This is a genomic window from Cupriavidus sp. 21MJTG02-4, assembly GCF_057798975.1.
This window is the reverse complement of the sequence record NZ_JBYOJP010000017.1, coordinates 12,908-37,006: the sequence shown is the minus strand read 5'-3', so window position 1 is coordinate 37,006 and position 24,099 is coordinate 12,908. Positions and strand designations below refer to the sequence as shown.

Genomic DNA, 24,099 nt, shown 5'->3' with positions numbered 1-24,099 from the left:
TGTGGCGTCAGCGCGTGCGGACCTTGGGCAGCGAGGACCCGCGGCGCATCGTTGCAAGGAACTGATCCAGCGGGACCGGCCCGGAGACGCCGGGCAGAGAATCACCTGGCTTGGCATTCCAGAACGCCTTCCACGAGGGCCACAGTGCATGCCAGGAACCTTCGTATGGCTCACGGCCCGGCCAGCGCATCTTCCTGTCGCCGATGGGCGGCTTGTTCAGGTCGCTTGCGTAGAGATAGCATGGCAGGCGACGACGGAAATACCAGTGCCCGTCAATACGCTCGTAGTCGTCCCAGTAGAGCATCTGCATAATGACCCACTCCGGGCCGGTCTCATGCTCGTTCTTCGAGTACACCACGCCGCTCGCGTGGTCCGCATCCTGGAATTCGATGATGTGCCCGCCAATGTGGTGCGACGTCACGGTGAACTGATTGCGCAAAGTTTCGTCGATCCAGCGTCGCAGGTGCTCGCGGCCGACCTGGTCCTTCCCCACCGCGACGTCCTCTGGAAATAGGCTGGTCCAGGCGTCCAGGTCTCGCATGTCGAGCGCTAGCGAATACTTGGCCGGCAACATACGGATTTCCTCGATCGACTCCAGTCGATCAAGCCGGTCCTGCAGCGATTCCGTGCGCGCCGGGTCCAGCGCCATGTCTGTTGTCACTTTTCTCTCCATCGTCATTCAGGGGGATACGCTCAGCTTGCCTGCGGCTCGGTGCGCCGCTCGGCAGATGTTTGTGACACGTAGTCAGTAGCGCCCACGTCAAGCCGGCAGGTCTTGCCACCGTCGACGACCAGGCTCTGTCCGGTGATGTACGAGGCCTCGTCCGAGGCCAGGAACAGGATGGCGTCAGCCACTTCTTGCGGCTCACCCACTCGCCCCAAAGGCACGGAGCGTGCGGTACCGCTTGCGATTTCCTCGCTGGCAAGCGCCTCGCGCGTGCCCTCGCTCCAGACGACACCGGGAATCACCACGTTGACACGTACATTGTGGGCGGCGCCCTCGAGCGCCACGGCACGGCTGAAATTCAGCACGCCCGCCTTGGCAGCACCATAGGCCGACAGCCCCGGACTGCCGAGCAACCCCACCACCGACCCCAGGTTGACGATGGCGCCGCCGCCTGCCGCCTTCATCACGCGCAGCGCCGCACGCGTGCCGAAGAAGGCAACATCCAGGCTGCCGCTCAGGCACTGCCGCCAGGCTTCGGTGCTGACCTCATCGAGCACGCCCCAGGTATAGTTGACGGCGTTGTTGACCATGATATGCAAGCCGCCGAACCGGGCGACGGTCTGTGCCACGGCCCGCTCTACGTCCGCCTCGCTGGTCACATCGGCCTGCACCCACGCGGCCTCGCCACCACGCGACTGGATCTCCTCGGCCACGGCCCGCAGCGGCGCCTCGCGCCGCCCGCACAGCATCACCTTTGCCCCTTCGGCCGCAAAGCGCGCGGCGGTGGCGGCGCCGATGCCCGTGCCCGCGCCGCTGATCAGCGCAACCTTGTCCTGCAATCGTCCCGTTACCTGCATGCTGTTCTTCCTTTAATCTTTATCTCCAGGCGGGGCAACGATCCGAGCGCGTTGCCCTAGGCCTGCACCGTCAAATCATGGCCATGCCGCCGCTGACGGACAGCGTCTGGCCCGTCATTTGCCTGCCGTCCGCGCTCACCAGGAACAGCGCCGCCGCTGCAATCTCTTCTGGCTCGGCCATGCGGCCGAGCGGGATCGCACTCTCCAGGCTGCGCGCCCATTCCTCGCTGATGGACTGCATCATCGGCGTGCGCGTAGGGCCCGGGCAGATCGCGTTGACACGGATGCCACGCGGGCCCAGGTCGCGCGCCAGGCACCGTGTGAGGCCAAGCACAGCTGCTTTTGACGCGCAGTAGCTGAGAGGGCCTTCGCCGCTAAGCGCAGAGACACTGGCGATATTGACGATGGCACCGCCGGCCCCGGCGCGCGCCATCAGCCGCACAGCCTCGCGCGAGCAATAGAACGTGCCATTGAGATTGACGTCCACCACGCGCTGCCAGCCCGCATCGGTTAGGTCGACAATCATGTCGGTATATACCGTAGGCGTTTCGCCAGCAGCCAGCTGGCGCCCGCGCTCTGCCGCACGCATCTGATAGTGCTCGAAGCCGTCTCCCGGCACTTGCCCGATGCCCGCATTGTTGACAAGAATGTCGAGCCGCCCCCAGCGCCTTGAGACCTCGTCGTGCAGCGCCACGACCGCCGCGCTGTCCGCAACATCGCAGCCGCACGCCATGCCCTGTCTGTTGCCGATTCCGTCAAGAGTCGCCTGCGCGGTGCCAGCATCGCGATCGACGACGACCACCGCGGCGCCCTCGGCCGCAAAGCGCTCGGTTATGGCCCGGCCCATGCCGGATCCGGCGCCCGTGATCAGCGCCACCTTTCCTTCCAGTCGCATGACCGCTCCTCGATCAGATCAGGTGCAGCTTGCTCACGGCCTCCTGCGGCACGTCATCCAGCGTGCGCCAGGTGCCGTCGCGCCGCTCGAAGACCTTCTTGCGGTCCAGGTCGCCAGGCAGGTTGGCAACATCGGTGTAGAACTGGCGGTACCACTCGCGCAGCTGATAGACCGGACCGTCGGCGTCGCTGAGCACCGGACGGTCGACGCGGATCTTGTTGTGCCAAATCTCAACGTCCTGGAAGAAAGAGGCCTGCGCCTGCTCGACATAGGCCTGCGCCATCTGCTGGTTCTGCTCCTCCGACTGCCCCGGCACTTTCTTGACCATCACGCCGTAGCGCAGCTCGAAGCTATGCGAGTCGATCGGTACATGGCAATTGAGCAGAATGGTGTCAATGGGGTTGCCGTCGACCTCCGCGGTCATGCGCGTCACGTGGTAGGCCGGCCCGAAGTACGCGCTGTCAGCAACCAGGCCACTGCCAAGCAGTTCGCTCTCTTCGCCGCGGAACATCTGATAGCCGATGTGACGGTCAAACGTGTTGCAGAAATAGACGGCCGGTGAACCGTGCACCGGCCCGAAATGCGCGACGTCCACCAGGTTGTCGACAAGCTCGCGGCAGTTGTTGCCGATTACCATCTTGCGGATCGTCCAACCCGTCCACTCGCTCGAGAAGCAGGCGTTGATGCGCGGAACCGCCACCTCGGCCGGCGGCGGCGCGCCCTCGGGGTCGTGCCAGATGAACAGCAGGTGGTTCTGCTCGCAGACCGTCCACGCCCGCGTGCGCGCCTTGGGCGGAATGCGCTTGGCGCACGGCACGTGCTCGCAGGCGCCGTCGCCATTCCAGTGCCAGCCATGAAAGCGGCACACGATGGCATTGCCCTTCACCTCGCCCAGGGCCAGGTCCGCGCCCATGTGCGGGCACCACGCGTCGAGGATACGGATGCGTCCGTCCTCTCCGGTGAATCCCACGAGGCGCGTGCCGAAGATGTTGAGCCGGTGGGGCTTGCCGTCCTTGTAGTCCGAGGCTTGCCCGAGGCAATGCCACCCGCGGGCATAGCGACTGGCCGGCGGGATTGTCTGCGAGGTTTGCTGCGCTTCCATGTCTGCTCCGTGATGGACTGTTTGCACACGGGTATATTGTTTTGACAGGGGAGGTTCGCGGGCATGGTCCTCACGGACTAGATTCGGCGCATTTGCGCGCGACATGTCGCCGTCCGGCCCAAAGCTAGTCTGTTGGGACGACATTTCGTCACATGCAGCCATCGTATGGGCCAAACGTCCGGGGAAACACCCAATGCGGACGGCGGGACCAAGCCGCTATCATTCGCGGCTGACCGCAGGCCGGTGGCACCCAAGGGCCGAAATAGTGCGACGCCCAAGCAGCATTGCACGTCAGAATTGAGACAAGACCGATGACACGCCCCACCTGGATCGACGCCCGGCGCGCCGGCGAATCCGCGCTCGACATGGACGAGATCAGCGATCTGATCGGCCTGGTTTACGACGGCCCGCTGCTTCAGATCCCATGGCAGTCGTTGCTCGATGCCCTTCGGCACCTGCTCGCAGCCAACTACGTGACACTGGTGTTGCGCCCGCCTTCAGATGCATCGCCCGGCCTGATGATCACTTCCAGCGCGGTCGATACCACCGTCGGCACCGGCGCCTACGCGCAGCATTTCTATGCGATCGACCCCTTCGTCAACTTGCCCAACGGGCGGGTTGTGACCGTTTTCGAACTGATCGGCGAGGCCAGGTGGCTGGAGAGCGAGATCTATCGCTTTTTCAACAAGCCCTACGACGTGCTCCGGATTATGGGCGTGGACATCCGTGCGGAGCAGGGGGAGGAGTGTCGCCTGCGGGTGTGCCGCCCGCACGGGAGTGAGGATTTCTCCGATACCGACAAGGCACTTTGCCAGCGCATCGTGCCTCACCTGCAGCGCGCCGTGCGGATCCACGCAAACCTCAACACGACCGAGTCGGAGCGGCAACTCTATGCCGGCACCGTGGACAGGCTGCTCATCGGATCGGTGGTCCTGGACGATACCGGCCAGATCCTCACCACCAACGGCATGGCTGACGAACTCCTCGCGGCAAGGGACGGCCTGATGGTCTGCAATGGCCAGTTGATGGTCGACTCCCCGCCGGAGAACCGCAAGCTGCAGGCTTTGGTCCGCCAGGCCACGACATTGCGCGACGCAGTTCAGCCCGGCATACCGATCGGACTGTCCGTGCCGCGCCAGGGCGGCCGTGGCAAGCTGGGGCTACTGGTGCGCCCCATCGCCGCGCAAGCGTGGTCGCAGCATCCGCGCCAGCCCGCTGTGGCGGTGTTCATCCGCGACCCGGAGCAAAAGGCTCTCGCCTCGACCGATCTGCTGCGCAACATGTTCGGTTCACCCGGGCGGAGGCGGCGCTCGTGATGTTGCTGACCCAGGGCCTGTCGCTGGACGAAGCCGCGCAGGAACTCGATATCCGCCGCAATACTGCACGCGCACACTTGCGTGCCGTGTTTGCCAAGACAGGCGTGACCCGGCAGGCGGCTCTGGTGCAAACCGTCCTGCACAGCATTATTCCGCTTGGCTGACGTGATCCGGAGCACCCAGGCCGCCCGGTAAGGCGGCTGAACGTCGGGATGATGGGACCAGACGGCTTGGCCCGCCCGGGCGGGTGCCGTGGTTGGAAAACAGTCCCTGACGAGGTTGTTTTAGTCAGTTTGGACTATGTTGTGTCCGGCGTGACCGGAAACAATGCAGAGATCAGCCGCGTCTACCGCGGCTGTACGACCAACCATGACATCCGGGAGACATACCAAGTGACCATCCAACAACCTGCCGCCGACGACTTGCGCGTGGCCCTCAACACTCCGGCCAGCGCAGTCGTGATAACCGGTGGCGCCTCCGGCATCGGCGAGGCTTGCGCGGCGGCTCTGGCCGCCATCGGCCGGCCAGTCGCCGTCTGGGATATCCAGGAGGACAAGGCGCGCGCGGTCGCCGCCGCGCTTGCCGAGCGCTACGACGTACCAACCTGCGGGATCGGCATCGACCTGCGCGACCCCGCCGGCATCGATGACGCGCTCGCACGCACTCGTGCGGCCCTGCCGCCGCTGGGCGGCATGGTGCATGCTGCCGGCGTGGTGGATCAGAGCGGGATCGATGGCCTGACACAGGCCCGTTGGGATGCGGTTCTGGATGTCAACCTGCGTGCCATGGCGCTGTTGGTGCAAGCCATGCTACCTGACCTGCGCGCGCAAGCCGGCGCAGCCGTGGTCGGCATCGCCTCGATCAATGCCACGCTGGGCAATGCGCTGATTCCGGCTTACTCAGCCTCCAAGGGTGGCCTGCTCTCGCTGGTGCGCTCGCTTGCCGACAGTCTTGGCAGCGACGGCATCCGCATCAATGCGGTGTCTCCCGGCCAGATCCACACGCCGATGCTCCAGCCTGCCATTGACGCCCTGCCCGCCGGTACCTTCGAGCGTCGCATCCAGCTGGGGCGCCTGGGCACCCCAGCCGAAATCGGGCGTGCGGTCCGTTTTCTCCTGTCGAACGAGGCCAGCTACGTTACCGGCACCGAACTTATCGTCGACGGCGGCAACATTCCCTCGCAGCGCTGAATCGGAGCGCCCTGTCCTGTAACGATGCGCCATGACCGTAGTAAGCGGCATGGCGCAGAACCCCGGGCGATCTTCCTCACTTGTTGCCAGCGGTTTCGCTGAACGGGTTGTGCGGCTCGATAAAGGCCGCATCCCCCGCTCGCCCGCCAAGGCCGGCCAGGTCGCCTCATTGACGGCGAACAGCACGACAGGCGCGTCCTTGCGCACCGGCAGCCATGCATCTTTGTTACCGACGCTACGAAGAGCGTCGGCAGGAATGACAACCCTTTTTATCCAGTTCGTTGGCTTATACGGAAACTGCCTCTGATGGTTGCGAACGCGGACAACCTGCGATGTGCCGGCCTGCGTTGCGCCCGGACCAGATACAGTCGGCCAGCGACAGGCCGCTCACGTAATGGTTTGACGCCAGCCCTACCGCGGTGCGACCGACTGCATACAGGCCAGTGACCGGCGCCCCCGTTTCCGACAGCACCTGCCCGCTCTGTTCGTTGACCCGCAGCCCGCCCAGCGTGATCGAGGAGCACGGGAAAAAGCGACTGTGCGCAGAGATGTCGATAGCTAGCCAGGGGCCCTCATCGAGTGGCGCGCACATCCCGGAGGACTTGCCTGCCGGGTCGGGCCGTTCGCCACGCGCCGCGGCGCTATAGGCCGCGAGCGTTGCTTGCAGCGCGGCCCGTGGCATCCGAAGGCGATCCGCGAGCGTATCCACCGAAGAAGCGCGATGGCCGCCGGCCAGCATCAGCAGCGCGGCGGGCACGGCCTGAAATGTCCAGAGTTTCCCGCTCAAGCATTCTCGCAACGCCGCGCGTGCCAGCTTGCGGTTCAGGATCAACCACGCCCGACCCTCGTGGTGCTCGCACATGGCGTGTCCGAGCGTGGCACCGTAGACCTCTTCGTTGCCGATTCGCGCGCCGCGTGCATCAACCACGCAACCGCGCGCCCAGTCGAACGGCGGATTGATGAAGCGCCATGCCGATACGCGCTCCAGGTGCCGTGCCTCGCCGCCCGCGGACAGCCCAAGCTGGATGCCGCTGCCATCGCAACCGGTGGCGCCAAGGCGCCAGTTCAGACTGTATTTCCTCGCATGATGCGAGACCATCTGCCGGTTGAAGATGAAGCCCCCGCTGGCCAGCACCACCGCGTCGGCCCTTACTGCGTACGGCCGTGCATGACGCAGTTCCAGCCGCAGCAGCCGCGCGCGCAGCGCATCGGCTATCGCGGGCGCCATATTGTGTATCTGCTCCGCCCAGCGTGCCAGGCGGGCATGCCTGCGCTGCAGCTTGCCCGGTGGCACTTGCCACAACTCGACACCGATCACTGCGCCACTGGCATCGGTAATCAGCCTGCGCGCCGCCGTGTGACGCAGCACAGAGACATTCGCGCTGCCCTGCACCGCGCGTTGCAACGTGCTGTAAAGCGCGCGTCCGGACATGCCGCGCCCCTTGGTGCGATGCCCGCGGGGTGCCGGCTGCGCTAGGCGCGCGTAGGCAGGCACGGCCTCGTTGCCCGAGTAGTAGAGGTAATAAGGCTGAGCCGGGTACGAAGTCTTGCGCGGCGGCATGGCCGCCGAAAACTCAGCGCCGTGACCCTCCAGCCAGCCGAGCATTTCTCGGCTGCGCGCACAGAACGACTGAAGAGTCGTCTCGCTGACGACGTCGCCGACTTCCTGGCGCAGATAGTCCGCCATCGCCTGGGGCGTGTCGTGATACCCTGCCGCGGCTTGGTAAGTCGTGCCGCCGCCGGCATAGACAACGCCGCCGCTCTTGATGGTGGCCCCGCCGCCTTCGAAGCGCTCCGCGACGATCGCCTTGCGCCCGCCAGCCGACGCTTCAAGCGCCGCACAGGCGCCAGCCGCTCCGAAGCCGACGATTACCGCATCGCAGCTTGCCTGCCAGGCAAAGGCATCAGGGTTGTCGAGCCGCAGCGGTTCGGCAATTGGCATAGTGGCTTCATTCAATGGTGTCATGATTTTCTACCCGCATATTGATGCAGCGTGATGCCACGCACCTGGCACGCATCGGTGTCGGCGTGGCGTGGGCGCGGGCCACGAAGTCCGGCAACGATAGCCAGCGAACCGCAGATCGCGTCGGTAACCAGTGCCGGAATTTGCGTGAAGGATTGCCTGTCGCTCATTGGGTCTCCTGGGCAAATTCCCGAGTGGCAGCGTTGGCGGCACGGGCCTCAGGGCAGCGGGACATCCCGGCCAGCGTGTCCGCCGCGACCAGGCCGAAGGTCATGGCGGGGCCGATGGTGGCGCCCGCACCGGGGTAGCTTGTGCCCATCACCGATGCACTGGTATTGCCAATGGCGAACAGCCCGGGAATCGGTGAGCCGTCTTCGCGCAGCACGCGGGCGCTTGCATCCGTGACAAGGCCACCCTTGGTGCCGATATCGCCGGCATCAATGCGCACCGCATAGAACGGCGCTTTGGCCACGGGCGCGAGGCAGGGGTTGGGCTTCACTTGCGGGTCGGCATAGTAGGTATCGAAGGGGTTGTCGCCCTTGCCAAACTCCTCATCGAGGCCGGTCGCCGCATAGCGGTTCATGCGCGCCACGCTGTCGGCAAGGCCCGCGGCATCGATGCCAGCCTGCGCGGCCAGCCCGTCAAGCGAATCGGCCCGCAACAGGATGTCGGAAAGGCCGGGGGGGATGTTGCGATCCGGCATGACCGACGCCGGCATGATCGGTCCGCAGGGGTACTTGCGACGGAACGTGGCATCGAAGATCATCCATGCCGGTACGGTGCAACCAGTTTGTGCATGGTCCCGATACATGGCCGCGACGAACTCCGAGTAGGGTGCGGTCTCATTGACGAATCGCCGCCCCTGGCCGTTCACCACCAGGCAGCCTGGCATGGCGCGCTCAACGAACAACGGCTGCTGCTTCTCCTCGCCACGCACGTGTACCGTGGGCGCCCCCCAGACATGAGACATCAAAGCAACCTCGGCACCCGCCGCCTGGCCAGCTCGGATTGCGTCGCCGGTATTGTTGGGAGGCGTGGCACTCCAGGCCGTCTCTGTCGGCTTGGGCAGGTACCGGTCGCGCATGGCCTGGCTACGCTCAAAACCTCCGGCAGCCAGGATCACGCCGACCCGCGCGCGGAGATTCACGTGCTGCCCGTTGCGCGTCGCACGCACCCCCACCACGCCGCCGTCTTCGACCAGCAGGTCTTTCAGCGGCGTATCGAGCCAAAGCGGGATCGCGCGATTCATCATGGCGCGCCGCAACCCGCCCGCCAGCGCATTGCCAAGGGTAAGACGGCGGTCGCGCCGGGTCTTGCGGCGCCAGCCGAGATCCAGCCAGTAACGGGCGAACTGGCGCAACGCCAGTCCCATCCATCCGCTCGATTTGCTCAGCAACGTATGGGCTTCGCCCGACGTAATGGACAGCCGTCCGGCGACCAGCGTTGCGGGAGATGGCGCCCGCAATCGCGCGAATTCATCTCCGAGAAGTGCGCCGTCGAAAGGCAGCGGGTCAAGTGCGCGATAGCCTGACATTGCCCCCGGCAGCTTTGGGAAGTAGTCTGCGTAGCGCGGCATCGTGCAATAGCGCACGCCCACCTCCTCCTCAAGATAGCGCAGCATGCGCGGAGCGTGCTCGAGATAGGCGCGCAATCGCGCCGGATCGCCATCACTGCCGGTGCAGGCCATGAGGTAGGTAAGCGCTGCATCGTAGCTGTCGTGGCCGCCGGCCGGCGCGATATGGTGGTTCAGCGGAATCCAGATTCCGCCGCCGGAGATGGCGGAGGTACCGCCGTACTGGCTGCTCTTTTCGAGCACCACCACCGTCAGCCCTTCGTCCGCCGCGCGGCACGCGGCGAGCATGGCACCAGCGCCGGAACCGACTACCACTACGTCGAACTCCGTGGCCTGTGGTTGTCCTATGCTCTGTCTCATGAATGCGTCCCGTGTGTTGGCAGTTCCGCACGGGAATGTCGAAAGTGCCGTTGAAACGCCCTGTACTTGTCTTGGGCACTGCAGATCTGTTCAGAGGGCAGTACCGTTGAATTGATGTCCCGATGCACAACTGTCTCCTTGTTGGTGGTTCGTGCAATCGGAATTGATGGTTGCATTACCATCGTCAGGTTCCATCGTCTGATGGGACTAAAAAATTCCCCTACTCGCATGATTCCTGCCCCAACAGTGCGTGCTCTGACGGGAAGGCGAGTTCAGCTGAGTGGAACCACACTGCCGAGCAGCATCCGCACCAGCTTTGCTTGCCGCGTCACCCCTGTCTTGGCGAAGATCGAGCGCAAGTGCGCACGTGCCGTGTTTTTGCTGATTCCGAGTTCTTCTGCCGACTCATCCAGCGTAAGGCCATTGGCTAGCTGCAAAGCAAGCTCTGTTTCGGCCGGGGTGAAGTCAAACAACTGCCGGACCATGTCACGCGAAGCCTGCGACTTTCGCTCGGGATCGCGGATAAAGATCACACAGGCAGGGCGGTGCCGGTTGTCTTCCGACCAATCGCTCAGCGGTATGGTGCGGATCAGTACGCCAAGCTTGGCCTTGCCAGATGGGCGCGTGACCGACATCGCTTCTGTCACCGCGGTAGCAGTGCCCAGATGCGCCGTCAGGGCCTGGCGCAGCAGGCGGCGAAACCTTCGCTTCTCTTGCTCGTAATCGACATCCAACTCGCCCGTGGCAACGCGGACGCCATCCCGGGCGGCCAGAATCTCATCCGCCGCGGCGTTGGTCTTGATAATCGTGCCCGACTCATCCACCATGACCATTCCGACCAGCATTCGATCGATGGCTGCGGCACAGACATTGCGCTCGGACTCGACCATATCCATCCGGGAATGCAGGTCCACGGCGCGTTTCAAGTGCGGTAGCAATGCCGTGCAGAGCGCTTTTTCTGGTTGGGTAAAGTCCGGAACATCGATATTGCGTGAAACACGGAAACGACACTCCACCCCGTCGTCTGTGTGCAAGTCCGCGCCGAGCACGAAGCGCACGCCGAGAGGACACAGAAATTGCTGGTACAGTTCGCTGCCACACCACGCAGCTTGCCCCAGGTGCTCATCGATGGTGATCACGCGATCGGATGGCAGGCCGACGAATGGGTCGAGCGAGTAGTAATAGCTGTTGTAGGAAGCCTCGCCGGGCTGCGTAGTGTCGTGCTCCGACGCATTCACCATCAGCCCCGCACGGCCTGCGGCCGGCGAGCGCAGAATCAGCGTGACAAAGCTCGCACGTAGCTGCTTGCGTAGCGCCTCGAGCGCACTTCCCCACGGCACCTGCTCCATCGGACCCTGGTAGATTTTTCCGATCAGCGTACTGAATTCCGAAGGCGACAGTGCCAGCTGTGCGAACGCTCCGGCAGACGCCGGACTCTGGGTCACTTCCATCAGCATCTCCTCTTGTCTCCCTTCTTCTCGCCCCAGCCGTGGCAGGCTCGGGCCTTTATGCGCTGCCGCAAGGCGGCCGCCGATTATAGGAGGCAAGTTCATTCATTCGGGGCGATCGACGAGACCAAAATTTTCTGCAGCCAGCCAACGTAATCCGAACGGACTAAGGAGTCGGGCAAGGGCAACACCGAATCATCGCCCGCCCCTCCACCGCAAGTCGGCGACGAAAAAAAGCCCGTCATAAAGATGGGCTAAAATCCATGCGATAAGAGGAGATGGATCTACCGCATGGGCGAAGATCGCCGACGGCTACGCCGCGAGAGAATCAATTCTCGCGCTCCCACTCAGGGATGGTCATGGCAATCGATTGCCTGACTCCGGGAGAATTCTCTTGTGGGTCGCGCATCGGCCCCGTTGACGGGCGCTCGGCCCGCTCAACTCCAAGCCACGCCGCAAGCGCGGGCAGCAAGAAGACGGCACCAAACAAGTTGACCAGGAACATGAAGGCCAGCAGCACACCCATATCGACCTGGAACTTGAGGGCCGAGAATGCCCAAGTCCCAACGCCGATGAACATCGTGACTGCGGTAAACAGTGCCGCCGTGCCGCGTTGCCGCATGGCATCCAGGAAGGCGTCGGGAAGAGAGGCACCAGCATGAAGCTCGTGCTGCATGCGCTCGTAGAGGTAGATGCCGTAATCAACGCCGACACCGACACCAAGCGTGATCACCGGCAATGTAGCCACTTTCAATCCGATGCCAAGCCGCGCCATCACGGCATTGCAGAGGATCGACACAATGGTGAGCGGCACGACGATGCACAGCACCGCGCGCCACGACCTGAAGGTAAGCAGGCACAGCAAGGCGATCGCACCGAAGATCGACAGCAGCATGGCCACCTCGGCCTCGCCGACAGCTTCATTGGTCGCGGCCATCACGCCGACGTTGCCACCGCCGAGCTGAAACGCAACGTTCGAGTTGGTGTTCTGCTCGGCCAGCCGCTTCGCTTCCGAGATGATGTGCGCGATGGTCTTGCCTTCATGATTGCGCGAATAGATCAATACCTGCGAGGCCTTGCAGTTCTCGGTGTTCATCCCATTGTCGGGATCGTAGGCGCTGGCACCCTGTGTCAGGCCGTCGCCGCTGCGCGGCAATGCGGCCCAGCGCGGATTGCCCTCATTGAAGGCCGCAATCGATACCTTTGCCGCGGTCGGCACGCTGACGACCGACTGCACGCCCGCCACACCCCGCATGGACATTTCAAAACGCTCGATGGCGCTCATTGCCGCATAGTCCAGGCACGCACTTTCGACACCGGTCACTTCGACGATGACCGACAGCACGTCCACCCCGATGTCGTACTGGCTGGTGATCGCTGCATTGTCGAGGTTGTAGCGCGACGTACTGCGCAACTCCGGTGCGCCAGCGCCGATGTCGCCAATCTCTAGCTTGCGCGATTCCAGCGTTCCGCAGGCAAGCAGCACAAGGGCCGACGACAGTACCGCCGCAGCAGGCATTGGTCTCGCGAACACTGCAAAGCCGGCCCAGAGCCGGTCCCCGCCAGCTGCCTCGCGGCGACGGGCATGCGCAAGTGCGCTCGCTTCGATCCGTGTGTACGACAAGAGGATGGGCAGAAAGACCTTGTTCGTCATGATCATCAGCAGCACCCCCAGGCAAGCGGTGACACCGAGTTCGCGCACGATGTCGATCTGGATTCGCATGATGACCATGAAGCCCAGCGCGTTGGTCAGCAATGCCACCGTACCGGGCAGGAACAGCTTGCGGAACGCGTCGCGGGCAGCGTCCACCGATGGCAGGCCCGCAACCAGGGCCTGCTTCCACGCATTGGCCATCTGCACCGCATGTGATACGCCGATCGAAAAGATCAGGAACGGCACCAGGATCGACATCGGATCGATGCCCAGCCCCAGCATTGGCAGAGCGCCCAGCAGCCACACAACCGGCAACAGGGCCACCGACAGCGCCAGCACGGTCGTCCGCATTGAGCGTGTGTAGAGCAGCAGCAGGACCGCGGTAATCAGGAAGGCCAGCGCGAAGAAGGCGACCACGCCGCTGATGCGCGCCTCGACGTCTCCGACGAGCTTGGCGAAGCCAATGATGTCGACTTCGATATCCTGGTTCGTGTAGCGAGCACGGACAGCCTCGAGTTTTTGGGCGACGGCTGCATAGTCCAGGCGCCGGCCGCCGTCGGGGTCGGTGTCGCGGAACTCCGCGCGCACGAGCGCCGATCTCAGGTCATTGCCCACCAGGCTGCCGATCTGGCCCGAGCGTGCCACGTTATGCCGGACTCTGGCAAGGTCTTCGGGATTGGCACTGGAGAACTGCCCTGGCACCACCGACTCGCCACGGAAGCCGGCCTCCGTCACCTCCGTGTAGTGAACGTTTGGCGTGAACAGCGAGAAGACGCGTGCGCGATTGATGCCGGGAATGAAAAAGACGTCGTCGGTCGCATGTCGTAGCGCATCCATGAACGCCTGGTTGTAGATGTCGCCCTGGCCCTTCCAGCGCAAGCTGACGAGTACGGTATTCGCCCCCGGAAATGCATTCGCGTAGCGGTTGAAGACCTGCATGTACGGGTGCTGCATCGGGATCATCTTCTCGAACCCTGGATCGAGGCACAGCCGCGTTGCCGAGATGCCGAGCGCTACGGTCGCCGCAATACACAGGATCAGCAGGATGCGCCGATAGCGGATCAGCGTATCGGCGCAGCGGTCCACCAGACGGTAGGGAAGAGAGTTGGCGGGCAGCCGCCGGGGGCGTGGCGAGTTCATGAGCATCTCAGAGAAGTACGACGGGCAGCGGACAGCGCTGTGCATGCACCCGGCACGTGACCCGTGCCAGGGCGCGCTTTATCAGGAAGGCTTGTCTTGGTTGGCGCGCGGGCTAGATGCGTTCGGCAACGGGGACGGGGTATTCAATGCCGGCGTTGACCCGGACACGATTGCCACGCCGAGATCGCCGCCGAGAGCCAGGATTCCCCGCCCCAGGTCCGACACCGCAGCGAGGCTTTGCGCACCGCCTGCGCTGCTCACGGCGAACGTCTTTCCGTTGTCCCGTGAGGTGACGGCGGCCCCGCCCTGCCCGACCAGCACGAGTTCGCCGTCGTCGCGCTGCGTGCCGCCGAAATACGAGGCGCCAAGGCTTCCCTCGGCATTGGCCCAGGTTTCTCCGCGGTCCGTGCTGCGTAGCACGTGACCGCGCATGCCATAGGCGATCCAGTCTCCATTGGCCAGGATCAGCGCGCCGAACAGCGATCCTTCATATGGCACGGAGAGCTTTTTCCAGGTGGTGCCGTGGTCGAGCGAGCGCAACAGCAAGCCTGACTCGCCGGCAATGACCAGGTGGCCTTCCGCGTCGCCAACGATCGCGTTGAGATGTTGGTCGCCCGCTGGCGTCTCCAACGCCTGCCAACTCAGCCCGGCGTTGCGCGAGACCAGCAACTGGCCGAAGCTGCCCACCGCAAACACCTGCCCTGGGTAGTCGCCCCATACCGACAGCAATGGGTCGGAGCGCTCCGCGTCGATTCGCACTTCACGCCAGTGCTCGCCACCGTCCTCGCTACGGACGATCAGACCCTGGTGACCCACCGCAATGCCGATGCGCGGCGAGATGAAATACACCTGGGTCAGCACTACGCCTTCAGCGGCCGAAACCTGCGCCTGCCGCCATGCGGCGCCGTTGTCGTCGCTGACGAGGATAACGCCACGTTCTCCCACGGCAACCAGCCGGCTTCCGGCCCGGGCGATGCCGTTGATCTGTACCTGGTTGGCGTGAATGGCGGTTGCCGCGAACGCGGGCAACGGACGCGGCGAGAACGAGAGCAGCGCCGCGCATAGCACCACCGCCGAGAACGAAACGCCGGGGATTGTTGTTTTCATGGGTGCCTTTGTCAGTACGGCACCGATGCTCCCACAAATACTACACGTGATGCATTAGGGAATCCCAGTACTACGTCCAGACTATGCGCCGCACACCCGCTGCTACCTACACTTCGCCGGCAACTTTCAGGTAGGCATTCTCAAGAGGAGAGGCAATGCGCATGCAGCGGCTTGGGTTGGGCAGGCCACCCGCGCGGTGGCGAAGGACGTTAGTGGCATTGGCAACAACGGCGGTGGTCATGCCGGCATGGGCCGGGGACACCATCGACCTCGGGGCGGACACAACGCTCGACTATCACATGACGCTGGGCTATGGCGTGGGGATCCGTACGCGGTCACCGAGCGGCGTATTGCTTGCGCCCGAGAACATCAACGGCGATGACGGCGACCGCAATTTCAGGAAGGGCGGACTGATCGAGAACCAGGTCAGCCTGCTTGCCGAGGCCGATCTCAAGCACCAGAACCTCGGGTTCTTCCTGCGCTTCAGTGCGTTCTACGACCAGGCCTATCACCGACCGAATGCCAACGACGCACCAGAAACGGTCAACCATGACGGGCCGTCCAACCGGTTCACATCGGACGCGCGGCACTATCTCGGCGAGCGTGTGAAGCTGCTCTCGGCGTATGCCTACGATACCGTCAAACTCGGCGACACCGATCTGAACGTCAAGCTCGGAAGCCAAGTCGTCGCCTGGGGCGAAAGCCTGTTCTTCGCCAATATCGCCGCGGCCCAGGGGCCGGTGGATGCAACAAAGGGCTACGTCGCCGGTGCGGAGGTCAAGGACATCCTGCTGCCCACTCCCCAACTGTCGTTGCAATGGCAACTTGCGCCGAGCTTCAGCGTGCTCGGTTACTACCAGTTCCAGTTCCGCCCCAATGAACTGGTGCCCCCGGGCGGCTATTTCAGCTTCTCCGACGTGGTCGGCCCCGGTGCGCAGTTCATCATCGGCCCGGACGGTCTGCGGATTCCCCGCGGCCCCGACATCAAGCCCAAGAGCCACAACCAGTGGGGCGTGGGTACACGCTGGCGCGCGGACAAGGGCACGGAATTCGGGCTCTATTACCTGCACTACAACGACACGAATCCCAATGTCGTTGCGAGCTTCTTCCCGACCCTGCAGTACCAGCAGGAATACTTCGGGAACATCCAGTTGGCCGGGGCAAGCTTCTCGACGGAACTCGGCGGCGTCAATGTCGCGGGCGAGACTTCATACCGATCCGGCGCGGCCGTGCTGGTCAACACCCCGGACGGGCCGGGTGCCACCCGCGGCAATGTCTGGCAGACCAACCTATCCGCCATTCATATGATCGGCCCGACGTTTCTCGCACGGTCACAATCGATCGCGGCTGAGGTGTCCTATGTCCGTGTCCTCGGCATAACGGCGCTGCAGGGTTCGACGGAACTGACCAACACGCGCGACGCGGCCGCCTTCGAAATTGCCTGGACGCTGAGCTACAAGAATGTGTTCGACGGCTGGGATCTCGACGTGCCGATGACCTTCGCGCATCAGTTCGCCGGTAATACCTCCCTGGCCGGCTCGCTCGGCGCATTGAGCGGGATCCACGACACGCAAGCGTCGATCGGGCTGACGTTCACCTATATGAACAACCTGAAACTCGGGCTTGTGTATGCCAGGTACATGGGCGGGGTAAATCCCGTCACCCGGCCACTCTCCGATCGCGACTATGTCGTCGGAACCGCGACGTACTCGTTCTGAGGCCCGCAGCAAACCATTCGAGTCACTCACATCCCGAGGAATCCGAACATGAAACGCATTGCTCTTCCCACCCTGCGAGCCCTGGCCTGGATGGCCGGCGCAACCTTCGCCGTCGCGGCATTCGCCAAGCTTACGCCCGATGAGATCAAGCGGCTTGATGGTCCGCTGACACCCATGGGGGCCGAGCGCGCGGCCAACGCAGACGGGAGCATCCCGGCCTGGACCGCCAGGATTGTGGGTACGCCGCCTGGCACCCACTTCAATTCCGGCGATCGCTATCCGGACCCGTACGCCAATGAAAAGCCGCTGGTCGTGATCACGCCCCAGAACATGCATCAGCATGAGTCGAGATTGACCGACGGCCAGAAGGCAATGTTCAAGCGCTACCCGGATACGTTCAAGATGTACGTGTATCCGAGTCACCGGGACTTTGCCCTCCCAGAAAGCAAGTACAACGCGATCCGCACGTGGGCTGCGCGGACGAGCATGACCAGCGATCAGAATGGACTCCGGGATTTTCCGCCACTGGCGCCGTTTCCGATTCCAAAATCGGGGGTCGAGCTGATGTGGAACCTGCGCATGGCGTCCGACCTCATCGCGGAAGACGCTGTCTACGACCAGGCCGTCGTCTATCCGAATGGCAACGTCGTCTGGGGCAAGACCCAGTACACCGTCTATGCCCCGATCGGCGCCGAAGTATTCGATCCGAAGAACCCGCTGAACAGCAAGAGTTTCTATCGTTCAACGACCATGCTGCCGCTTTCCGACCGCGGCACCATCATCACAGGCTATGAGATGTGGGATCAGGAAGGCGCGGATACGCGACGCACCTGGGTGTACAACCCCGGCACGCGACGCGTGCGCCAGGCGCCGGAGTTTGGCTATGACCAGCCGCAGGGGCCCGGCGGATTCCGCACTGTCGATGACGACCGGCTATTCAACGGCTCCGGTCAGCGTTACGACTGGAAGATTGTCGGCAAGCGCGAAGTCTATGTTCCCTATAACAACTACAAGTTGCTCGACCCGAAGCTCAATTACGCCTCGCTGCTGACCAAGGGTCACGAGAACATGGAGTTCCTGCGCTTCGAACTGCATCGTGTCTGGGTCCTGCAGGCAACTCTGAAGGAGAACTTCCGCCACCAGTATGCAAAGCGGGTTCTCTACATTGATGAGGACACCTGGAGCGCAGTGGCTGCCGACAACTACGATGCGCGCGGCACACTGTGGCGAACCAACTTCGCCCCGACGATCTACGCGTTCGATGCCAAGGACTTCTATTCGACGTCGACGTTCTATCACGACCTCGTTTCCGGTGCCTATTACGCCGATCGCCTGACCAACGAGGCACCTGCGCCGGTGCTGACGCCGAATGCCAAGAGTACAGAGGCGTACTACTCGCCGGACGCGATCCGCGGCGCCGGCAAGTAAGGCTCCCTCCTTGTGCGCATCGCCACGCGTTGTCGGCGAAGCACCAATCCCACCATCGTATCGGCCCGGGCCGGCCACGGCCGGCCCGGAGCAGGACTCGACCCTATGAAGACAACCATCCAACCCGATTCACGCTACGGCTGGGGCATCGTTATCGGCCTGGCCGTGGTGTTATGCATCATCTTCGGTACCACGCTCAACGTGTTGAGTGTGTTCACACCGCCAATCCAGCAGGCGTTCCAGTGCACAAACGAAGAGGCGGCACGCATGGCAACGGTGTTCCTGCTCACCATGACGCTCGCCATGCCGGCAGCCGGATGGCTGCTTGACCGCATGTCGCCACGGCCCGTAATGACCGGCGGCGCAGCCCTGACAGTGCTTGGCTACCTGGCTGCGGCCTATGCCGGCGATGTTTCGCAGCTGACCGTCATGCTGGGCGTGGCAGGGATCGGCGTGGGCGCATCAACTTACGTGCCGGCTATCACCCTCGCGTCGCAGTGGATCGCCCCGAACCGGCAGAGCGTGGCCTTCGGCATCCTGCTTGCGGGCGCCGCGCTGGGCGCCATCCTGTTTCCGCTGCCGGTCACTTACATCACGCAATCGCTGGGCTGGCGCTACGCCATGCAGGGGATCGCGGCCATCATTGCCCTTACCTGTGTGCCGATACTGGTCTGGATCGCGCGCCTGCCCGATTCGCGCCTGAGCGGGGCGCATGGTGAGCCGGTCCCGATGCTGCTGCACGGCCATGACATCGGCGAAGCGCTGCGCATGCCGCGATACTGGTTGTGGATCGTCATGTTGATGCTGATCACGTTGAGCAGCCTCGGCGTATATATCGCCCTGGTGCCGTACCTGATATCGGCCGGCTACTCCGCCGAACGCGCAGCGGCCATCTACATGGCAATCGGCGCGGCGACCCTCGTTGGCAACATCCTGTTTGGTGCGCTCAGTACACGATGGGGCGCGAAGGCTGTCCTGCTCGCAGGCACGGCATTGGGCGCGATCGGCATCCTCTGTCTGCTGGCCGTGGGCCACCACGGCATGGGCATGATTGCGATTGCGCTGTTCTCCCTCATCTGGGGCAGCACTTTCAATCTTGCAAACCAGCTCTCGCCGCTACTGCTCGCGGAAGCCATGGGGCAGCGCAACTTCGGCAGCCTGCTGGGCATTGGCAACCTGATATCCGGCGTGGGATCCGCATTCAGTCCGGAAGTGCTCGGCTATCTGGTGGATGCCACCCATACGTACACCATCGCCCTCGCTATCTGTGCCGCTCTGCTTGTCGCCGCGCTGCTGCCTATCTCTCTCCTGCAACAAGCCGACCTTGTCCGGGAGACTGCCCGATGATGCCCTTTATCCCATCGGCCAGGTATGCCGACTATGAGACGGGTGCGATCGCCATCGAACACAGCGGATGGCGGCCAGAGCAGCGCCTGCCGACGCACAGGGCACTCGCCGACGACATCGATACCGACATTGTCGTCATCGGTGCGGGATTGGCGGGCGCCTCACTGTCGCTGCACCTGGCCGAGCGCGGGGTGAACGTCGTGACGCTCGAAGCCCGGCAACCGGGCAACGGTGCATCCGGACGCAACGCGGGGCATGTGCAGGCTTTCCTCGACAACCTGGAACCCCTGCGCGGTTGGGGCGATTGCGGCGCGCGCTTCGCCGAATTCTTCATGGAACATCGCAATATCGTATTCGACCTGTGCGCCAGGCACGGCATCGACGGCGATGCTGTCAGGTCCGGAATGGTTGAAGCTGCCTATCGGCCCCATGCGGCCCTCGCGCGAAAGGCCGCGCTGTGGAAATCACATGGCTACGACGTCGATGTCATCACGGGAGCGCCCCTTCAGGAACTGCTCGGTACAGGGAAGTACGGCTACGGCATCCACTGGCGCGAAGGCGGTCGCGTCAATCCGTACCTCTTCACCAATGGAATGATCACGGCAGCCGTGCGGCATGGTGCGCGGGTGTTCGGAGACTCCCTGGTCATCGGGTGCCATCGCGAAGGGCAGCGATGGCGGGTCCGTACTGCGCGCGGCAGCGTACTTACGCAGCGTATCGTCATTTGCACCAATGGGCACGCCGGCAACCCGTTTTTCCCGGAACTGGCGCACACGCAATATCCGCTGGTCGCATGCGGCATGGCAAGCAAGCCCTTGTCGCCGGCACTGCTCGACATCATCAACCCTTCCCGTCTCGCCATGACGCACTATCCGACCGGGCTCTACCCGATGGTGATTGATGGACGCAATCGCCTCGTCACCGCAACCATTCCCCATCCGGGACGCGCCCACGAGGCGAAAACCTACTTCGCCTACTTCCTGCGCCACCTCCATAGGATCTATCCCCGTACACGCGAGTTCTACATCGAACTGGGGGCGTACTGGACCGGCATCACGGCAAACTCGTCTTCCGTCTACCACGAGGACTATCCGAAGCTGTATCAGGTTGACGACGGCGTGCTTGCGCTGATGAACCTCGGCACATGGGGCAACGTCATGGGCCCTCAGTTGGGCCTGAGCCTCGCCCATGCGCTGGCAAGCGAGCGTCCCGACGACTGCATGCTGCCATTGGAGAAGCCTGAGCCGGTCCGTTTCCAGAGACTCTTCGAGTTCAAGACCCGACACTTCATGATTCCGGTCGCCCGGGTCATCGACCGCATGCACCTCGCCTGAAAGGAAACTACCCATGACAAAGCAGCACCTGAACCCTCCCGAACTACTCAGCTTCCCCCCACTCAGCCAGGTCGTCGTGAGCACCGGCAACAGGCTCGCGTTCATCGCCGGCCAGACCGCGTGCAATGCGCGCTTCGAGGTAGTGGGCGGCGACGACTACCGCCTCCAGTCGATCGAGGCGCTAAAGAACCTTCAGACCGCGGTACAGGCTGCCGGCGCGTCGATACACGATATTGTCAGCAGTACCGTCTATCTGCGCGATCTGAGGCCAGCGGTCGCGGAGCAGTTCGTCGCGGCGCTTTCGGTCGCCGTGGATGGGGAGCCCTTCCCTGCCCATGCGTTCACGATGGTCGGGGTACAGGCATTGGCAAGCCCCGATATATTGGTAGAGATCTCTGCGGTCGTTGCCTTTGACGCGTAAGCGTCCCGCCCGTGCGGGCGGATTTCACAAAGCTCAAAGGGAAGCGGAAAGGGCTTCCCTTTCCGCTTCGAGAATGCATCGTCAGAGCTTCCCTTCGCTCAGCAGCTCAAGCGGAATGCGCAAATCAACCATCCCCAGATAGCCGCCGTTGTCTTCGATGGCATCGTGCACGCCGTATCCGAGCAGGCGTTGGGCCCGTTGCGAAAGCCGCCGCGCCTGCGCAGGCGGCACGGACAGTACGTTGTTCTCCTCGGTCCTAAGCCAGCCAAGGGCGTAGCTCATGTGGAAGCCGCGCCGCCATTGGTCCGCGGTTGCGTTTGCTCCTCCAGCATGCAGGGTCGCCCCCTGGTAAATCACGGCGGACCCTGCAGGCATTTCGGCAAAGGCAATTTCCGATTCCTCGGGCTGGCGTTCGCGCGGCCATCGATGGCTGCCGGGGACGACAAGCGTTGCGCCGTTTTCTCTGGTGAAATCCACCAGGGCGACAACCGTAGCCAGTTGCAGGATCGGCCGCGGCTGGCGGAAGTGGATCCACAAGTCCTCGTCGCGATGGATCATCTGGGCGTGAGCACCGGGGCCGCGGTCCATCATATGCCCGAGGTTGAGCTGGTAGTCCGCGCAGTTGGGCAGCAGGAAGCGATCGCAAAGCGCCAGATACAAAGGATGGCACATGACCTTTTCGGCGAAGGCATCGGACTTGCCTGCCAGACCGGTCAGATGACGGACATGCTTGCCAAAGAATGCGGCGACGGCTTGATTCAGGTGCGGCTGCGCCGGATCGGAAGCCGAAATCAGCGGATCGATATCCCGATCCAGTTCGGCAAGCGTAGCGGGATCAAGCAATCCTTCGACGATAACGGCGCCATGCTCTTCCAGCGCATTACCGATGAGTTCAAGGGAGGTGTCTGCGCGGTAACGGGCTATCTCTGCCATATGTGTTTGTCCTTGGTTTAGTGGCGACAATCGATGTGGCAAGCCATGGTCAGACCCCAGTTCGCAGACTCGGGAAGTTTCGGCATGCCACTAATGCATCGCCAGATGCATTAGTGGCATGCTAGCTACGTGGTGGTGACGCGTCAAGCTATGATTCGGCGTGAAAAAAAGACGGAGCGCAAACGACATGGGTGTTCAAAATGGACCTGGCCTCGTCCGGCCGGGCGGCCGGACGGAACAGGTTCGCAAGGCCATCGCCACGACCGTTCTCGAACTCATCGAGGCGGGTAACATTGATTTTGAGTTACAGGAAGTAGCTAGGCTTTCCAATGTCCATCGCACGACCATCCATCGTCGCTGGCCGGATCGCGCCTCCCTGATCGCTGAGGCGCTGAGTGAGCACACCTCGCGAATCGACGTTCAGTTCACCGGGGACTGGCGGGCGGACATTACCCGAATGGCATTCACGCTACGGGACTTTCTCAGCGATCCGGTGGAGATCGCGATGAACACGATCCTGGCGTCGACGACAAACGCTGAGTTCCGCGAAATGATCGCCGCGCACTGGAGCGGTGTACTGGCTTCCTTCCAGACGCCAATCCTTCAAGCGCAGGCCAGGGGCGATATCGACCCGGAACACGACGCCGAGATTCTGGTGTCGATGATGGTCGCGCCCATCGTTTCGGCCATCATCTTTCTGAAACAAACGCCGGATGATCGCTATATCGAACGGCTGGCAGCGCAGTTGATTAAGGCTTGCAATTGAGTCTTTCCGAAGGATGCCGAGCAGCATACATCTTGCTATTTGAATGCTCTTATCCGACCGGGGGTGGCCAACTTGGAGAACGCACCAAACCGGGCTGACTAAGCGGCAAGGCGGAAGTCCTTTCCTTGAGAAAAGGACGCCCGGCGCTGGCTATTGAGCACTTCACGATCAAGTGACGGTTATTATCCCAAGCTACCTGTTAGGGGATTCCACTTAGTCCGCATTGACGAAGTGGCCGCCTCGCTCAGTGACTACGATCCCGACACAAGCCTGAAGATTGGCCGGAGGGAGACAGCGATGAAGCTTAGTCGGTTGTTATGGGCAGTGGCGCTGCTCGGCATCGCGATTGGGGCGGCGGTTGGCCTGGGAGCGGGTGGCACAGATGCAATTGCGAATCGTGATGCCACGGTCGAAGGCAACTTCACGCCCGCTGCAGTGGTCGACTACTGTGATGACGTATGTGTGCGCGGCCGCGGTGCGGCAGCTCTGATTGTGTTTAGCCAGTGGCCGTCACCCTGATCCTATCTCGGCGACCAGATCCAACGCGTCGATTCTTGGGCAGGCCTTCGGCGCGTGGTGCGGCGGGAAGCCGCCGCACTTACTTCAGCGTCTTCAAGCGATTGTTCGCCGCACGCGCGCCTTCGGTACCGGGATACTTGGCCACCACCCGCTCCAGCGTTTTGCGCGCGGCCGCCTTCTGGACGGACTTGAGCTGATTATTGGCCACGGCGATCATGGCGTCCGGCACCTTGGGATGCGTCGGGTTGGCATCGATCATCGTGTGCAGCACCCAGGTAGACCCCTTATAGAGGGCAGGCCGGGATTGGCAAATATTGGCTGGAGCGCAAAAATTAGAAAAACCCCCCCCCCCACAACAGAT

22 protein-coding genes are annotated in these 24,099 nt (G+C 63.1%); 10 read left to right on the top strand and 12 right to left on the bottom strand.

Annotated features, from left to right (window positions below; genetic code table 11):
• Positions 1-7: 7 nt before the first annotated feature.
• The 4 genes from AC3FKH_RS27190 to AC3FKH_RS27175 all read right to left on the bottom strand — a co-directional run bounded on the left by AC3FKH_RS27190 (position 8) and on the right by AC3FKH_RS27175 (position 3,521).
• Positions 8-649 carry a nuclear transport factor 2 family protein gene (locus AC3FKH_RS27190; protein ID WP_488678823.1) on the bottom strand — a complete coding sequence of 214 codons (642 nt, stop codon included), beginning with the start codon at positions 647-649 and terminating at the stop codon, positions 8-10.
• 44 nt (positions 650-693) lie between these two features.
• Complete coding sequence (locus tag AC3FKH_RS27185; protein WP_488678822.1) at positions 694-1,524, bottom strand: SDR family NAD(P)-dependent oxidoreductase; 831 nt, start codon at positions 1,522-1,524, stop codon at positions 694-696.
• Between the two features lie 70 nt (positions 1,525-1,594).
• Complete coding sequence (locus AC3FKH_RS27180; RefSeq protein ID WP_488678821.1) at positions 1,595-2,419, bottom strand: SDR family NAD(P)-dependent oxidoreductase; 825 nt, start codon at positions 2,417-2,419, stop codon at positions 1,595-1,597.
• A gap of 13 nt (positions 2,420-2,432) precedes the next feature.
• On the bottom strand, positions 2,433-3,521 hold the full coding sequence (locus AC3FKH_RS27175; protein ID WP_488678820.1) for a 3-ketosteroid-9-alpha-monooxygenase, oxygenase component: 1,089 nt from the start codon (positions 3,519-3,521) through the stop codon (positions 2,433-2,435).
• A gap of 311 nt (positions 3,522-3,832) precedes the next feature.
• Here AC3FKH_RS27175 and AC3FKH_RS27170 point away from each other — a divergent pair, with 311 nt between their 5' ends.
• The 3 genes from AC3FKH_RS27170 to AC3FKH_RS27160 all read left to right on the top strand — a co-directional run bounded on the left by AC3FKH_RS27170 (position 3,833) and on the right by AC3FKH_RS27160 (position 6,027).
• Positions 3,833-4,837 carry a helix-turn-helix transcriptional regulator gene (locus AC3FKH_RS27170; protein ID WP_488678819.1) on the top strand — a complete coding sequence of 335 codons (1,005 nt, stop codon included), beginning with the start codon at positions 3,833-3,835 and terminating at the stop codon, positions 4,835-4,837.
• Entirely contained in the window at positions 4,837-5,001 is a 165-nt protein-coding gene (locus tag AC3FKH_RS27165) for a hypothetical protein (RefSeq protein ID WP_488678818.1), read from the top strand. The genes AC3FKH_RS27170 and AC3FKH_RS27165 overlap by 1 nt, the downstream gene beginning before the upstream one ends.
• Positions 5,002-5,142: 141 nt before the next feature.
• Entirely contained in the window at positions 5,143-6,027 is an 885-nt protein-coding gene (locus AC3FKH_RS27160; RefSeq protein WP_488678817.1) for an SDR family NAD(P)-dependent oxidoreductase, read from the top strand.
• Positions 6,028-6,313: 286 nt separating this feature from the next.
• On the opposite strand, the gene AC3FKH_RS27155 is transcribed toward AC3FKH_RS27160, so the two are convergent.
• From AC3FKH_RS27155 to AC3FKH_RS27130, 6 genes are all read right to left on the bottom strand, one after another.
• Positions 6,314-7,969 carry an FAD-binding protein gene (locus AC3FKH_RS27155; RefSeq protein WP_488678816.1) on the bottom strand — a complete coding sequence of 552 codons (1,656 nt, stop codon included), beginning with the start codon at positions 7,967-7,969 and terminating at the stop codon, positions 6,314-6,316.
• A gap of 20 nt (positions 7,970-7,989) precedes the next feature.
• A complete protein-coding gene (locus AC3FKH_RS27150; RefSeq protein ID WP_488678815.1) occupies positions 7,990-8,160 on the bottom strand; it encodes a hypothetical protein in 171 nt (56 codons plus the stop codon).
• The gene (locus AC3FKH_RS27145; RefSeq protein WP_488678814.1) at positions 8,157-9,923 is read right to left on the bottom strand and encodes an FAD-binding protein; all 1,767 of its coding nucleotides are present in this window, start codon (positions 9,921-9,923) and stop codon (positions 8,157-8,159) included. Before AC3FKH_RS27145 ends, AC3FKH_RS27150 begins: the two co-directional genes overlap by 4 nt.
• Before the next feature lie 272 nt (positions 9,924-10,195).
• Positions 10,196-11,380 (bottom strand): helix-turn-helix transcriptional regulator, encoded by a 1,185-nt coding sequence (locus AC3FKH_RS27140; protein WP_488678813.1) that lies wholly within the window; start codon positions 11,378-11,380, stop codon positions 10,196-10,198.
• Positions 11,381-11,699: 319 nt separating this feature from the next.
• The gene (locus AC3FKH_RS27135; protein WP_488678812.1) at positions 11,700-14,165 is read right to left on the bottom strand and encodes an efflux RND transporter permease subunit; all 2,466 of its coding nucleotides are present in this window, start codon (positions 14,163-14,165) and stop codon (positions 11,700-11,702) included.
• An 81-nt stretch (positions 14,166-14,246) separates the two neighbouring features.
• On the bottom strand, positions 14,247-15,272 hold the full coding sequence (locus tag AC3FKH_RS27130) for a WD40/YVTN/BNR-like repeat-containing protein (protein WP_488678811.1): 1,026 nt from the start codon (positions 15,270-15,272) through the stop codon (positions 14,247-14,249).
• A 161-nt stretch (positions 15,273-15,433) separates the two neighbouring features.
• Here AC3FKH_RS27130 and AC3FKH_RS27125 point away from each other — a divergent pair, with 161 nt between their 5' ends.
• The 5 genes from AC3FKH_RS27125 (at position 15,434) to AC3FKH_RS27105 (ending at position 21,520) form a co-directional block, all read left to right on the top strand.
• Positions 15,434-16,990 carry a DUF1302 domain-containing protein gene (locus AC3FKH_RS27125; RefSeq protein WP_488678924.1) on the top strand — a complete coding sequence of 519 codons (1,557 nt, stop codon included), beginning with the start codon at positions 15,434-15,436 and terminating at the stop codon, positions 16,988-16,990.
• Positions 16,991-17,038: 48 nt separating this feature from the next.
• On the top strand, positions 17,039-18,418 hold the full coding sequence (locus AC3FKH_RS27120; RefSeq protein WP_488678810.1) for a DUF1329 domain-containing protein: 1,380 nt from the start codon (positions 17,039-17,041) through the stop codon (positions 18,416-18,418).
• 105 nt (positions 18,419-18,523) lie between these two features.
• Entirely contained in the window at positions 18,524-19,765 is a 1,242-nt protein-coding gene (locus AC3FKH_RS27115; RefSeq protein ID WP_488678809.1) for an MFS transporter, read from the top strand.
• A complete protein-coding gene (locus AC3FKH_RS27110; protein WP_488678808.1) occupies positions 19,762-21,099 on the top strand; it encodes an NAD(P)/FAD-dependent oxidoreductase in 1,338 nt (445 codons plus the stop codon). Before AC3FKH_RS27115 ends, AC3FKH_RS27110 begins: the two co-directional genes overlap by 4 nt.
• A 13-nt stretch (positions 21,100-21,112) precedes the next feature.
• Positions 21,113-21,520, top strand: a complete 408-nt coding sequence (locus AC3FKH_RS27105; protein ID WP_488678807.1) for a RidA family protein — start codon at positions 21,113-21,115, stop codon at positions 21,518-21,520.
• Between the two features lie 81 nt (positions 21,521-21,601).
• On the opposite strand, the gene AC3FKH_RS27100 is transcribed toward AC3FKH_RS27105, so the two are convergent.
• On the bottom strand, positions 21,602-22,453 hold the full coding sequence (locus tag AC3FKH_RS27100) for a phytanoyl-CoA dioxygenase family protein (protein WP_488678806.1): 852 nt from the start codon (positions 22,451-22,453) through the stop codon (positions 21,602-21,604).
• Between the two features lie 187 nt (positions 22,454-22,640).
• On the opposite strand from AC3FKH_RS27100, the gene AC3FKH_RS27095 reads away from it, so the two are divergent.
• Together AC3FKH_RS27095 and AC3FKH_RS27090 are read left to right on the top strand one after the other, a co-directional pair.
• On the top strand, positions 22,641-23,219 hold the full coding sequence (locus tag AC3FKH_RS27095; protein WP_488678805.1) for a TetR-like C-terminal domain-containing protein: 579 nt from the start codon (positions 22,641-22,643) through the stop codon (positions 23,217-23,219).
• 153 nt (positions 23,220-23,372) lie between these two features.
• On the top strand, positions 23,373-23,738 hold the full coding sequence (locus AC3FKH_RS27090) for a hypothetical protein (RefSeq protein ID WP_488678803.1): 366 nt from the start codon (positions 23,373-23,375) through the stop codon (positions 23,736-23,738).
• Between the two features lie 79 nt (positions 23,739-23,817).
• Here the strand turns inward: AC3FKH_RS27090 and AC3FKH_RS27085 are convergent.
• The coding region (locus tag AC3FKH_RS27085) for a tol-pal system YbgF family protein (RefSeq protein WP_488678802.1) at positions 23,818-24,099 on the bottom strand (282 nt) is incomplete at its 5' end.

What these genes read in the sequence shown, in the direction of transcription:
- AC3FKH_RS27190 (WP_488678823.1), bottom strand. Translation starts at nt 649, where the DNA reads ATGGCGCTGGACCCGGCGCGCACGGAATCGCTGCAGGACCGGCTTGAT.
- AC3FKH_RS27185 (WP_488678822.1), bottom strand. Translation starts at nt 1,524, where the DNA reads ATGCAGGTAACGGGACGATTGCAGGACAAGGTTGCGCTGATCAGCGGC.
- AC3FKH_RS27180 (WP_488678821.1), bottom strand. Translation starts at nt 2,419, where the DNA reads ATGCGACTGGAAGGAAAGGTGGCGCTGATCACGGGCGCCGGATCCGGC.
- AC3FKH_RS27175 (WP_488678820.1), bottom strand. Translation starts at nt 3,521, where the DNA reads ATGGAAGCGCAGCAAACCTCGCAGACAATCCCGCCGGCCAGTCGCTAT.
- AC3FKH_RS27170 (WP_488678819.1), top strand. Translation starts at nt 3,833, where the DNA reads ATGACACGCCCCACCTGGATCGACGCCCGGCGCGCCGGCGAATCCGCG.
- AC3FKH_RS27165 (WP_488678818.1), top strand. Translation starts at nt 4,837, where the DNA reads ATGTTGCTGACCCAGGGCCTGTCGCTGGACGAAGCCGCGCAGGAACTC.
- AC3FKH_RS27155 (WP_488678816.1), bottom strand. Translation starts at nt 7,969, where the DNA reads ATGCCAATTGCCGAACCGCTGCGGCTCGACAACCCTGATGCCTTTGCC.
- AC3FKH_RS27150 (WP_488678815.1), bottom strand. Translation starts at nt 8,160, where the DNA reads ATGAGCGACAGGCAATCCTTCACGCAAATTCCGGCACTGGTTACCGAC.
- AC3FKH_RS27145 (WP_488678814.1), bottom strand. Translation starts at nt 9,923, where the DNA reads ATGAGACAGAGCATAGGACAACCACAGGCCACGGAGTTCGACGTAGTG.
- AC3FKH_RS27140 (WP_488678813.1), bottom strand. Translation starts at nt 11,380, where the DNA reads ATGCTGATGGAAGTGACCCAGAGTCCGGCGTCTGCCGGAGCGTTCGCA.
- AC3FKH_RS27135 (WP_488678812.1), bottom strand. Translation starts at nt 14,165, where the DNA reads ATGAACTCGCCACGCCCCCGGCGGCTGCCCGCCAACTCTCTTCCCTAC.
- AC3FKH_RS27130 (WP_488678811.1), bottom strand. Translation starts at nt 15,272, where the DNA reads ATGAAAACAACAATCCCCGGCGTTTCGTTCTCGGCGGTGGTGCTATGC.
- AC3FKH_RS27125 (WP_488678924.1), top strand. Translation starts at nt 15,434, where the DNA reads ATGCAGCGGCTTGGGTTGGGCAGGCCACCCGCGCGGTGGCGAAGGACG.
- AC3FKH_RS27120 (WP_488678810.1), top strand. Translation starts at nt 17,039, where the DNA reads ATGAAACGCATTGCTCTTCCCACCCTGCGAGCCCTGGCCTGGATGGCC.
- AC3FKH_RS27115 (WP_488678809.1), top strand. Translation starts at nt 18,524, where the DNA reads ATGAAGACAACCATCCAACCCGATTCACGCTACGGCTGGGGCATCGTT.
- AC3FKH_RS27110 (WP_488678808.1), top strand. Translation starts at nt 19,762, where the DNA reads ATGATGCCCTTTATCCCATCGGCCAGGTATGCCGACTATGAGACGGGT.
- AC3FKH_RS27105 (WP_488678807.1), top strand. Translation starts at nt 21,113, where the DNA reads ATGACAAAGCAGCACCTGAACCCTCCCGAACTACTCAGCTTCCCCCCA.
- AC3FKH_RS27100 (WP_488678806.1), bottom strand. Translation starts at nt 22,453, where the DNA reads ATGGCAGAGATAGCCCGTTACCGCGCAGACACCTCCCTTGAACTCATC.
- AC3FKH_RS27095 (WP_488678805.1), top strand. Translation starts at nt 22,641, where the DNA reads ATGGGTGTTCAAAATGGACCTGGCCTCGTCCGGCCGGGCGGCCGGACG.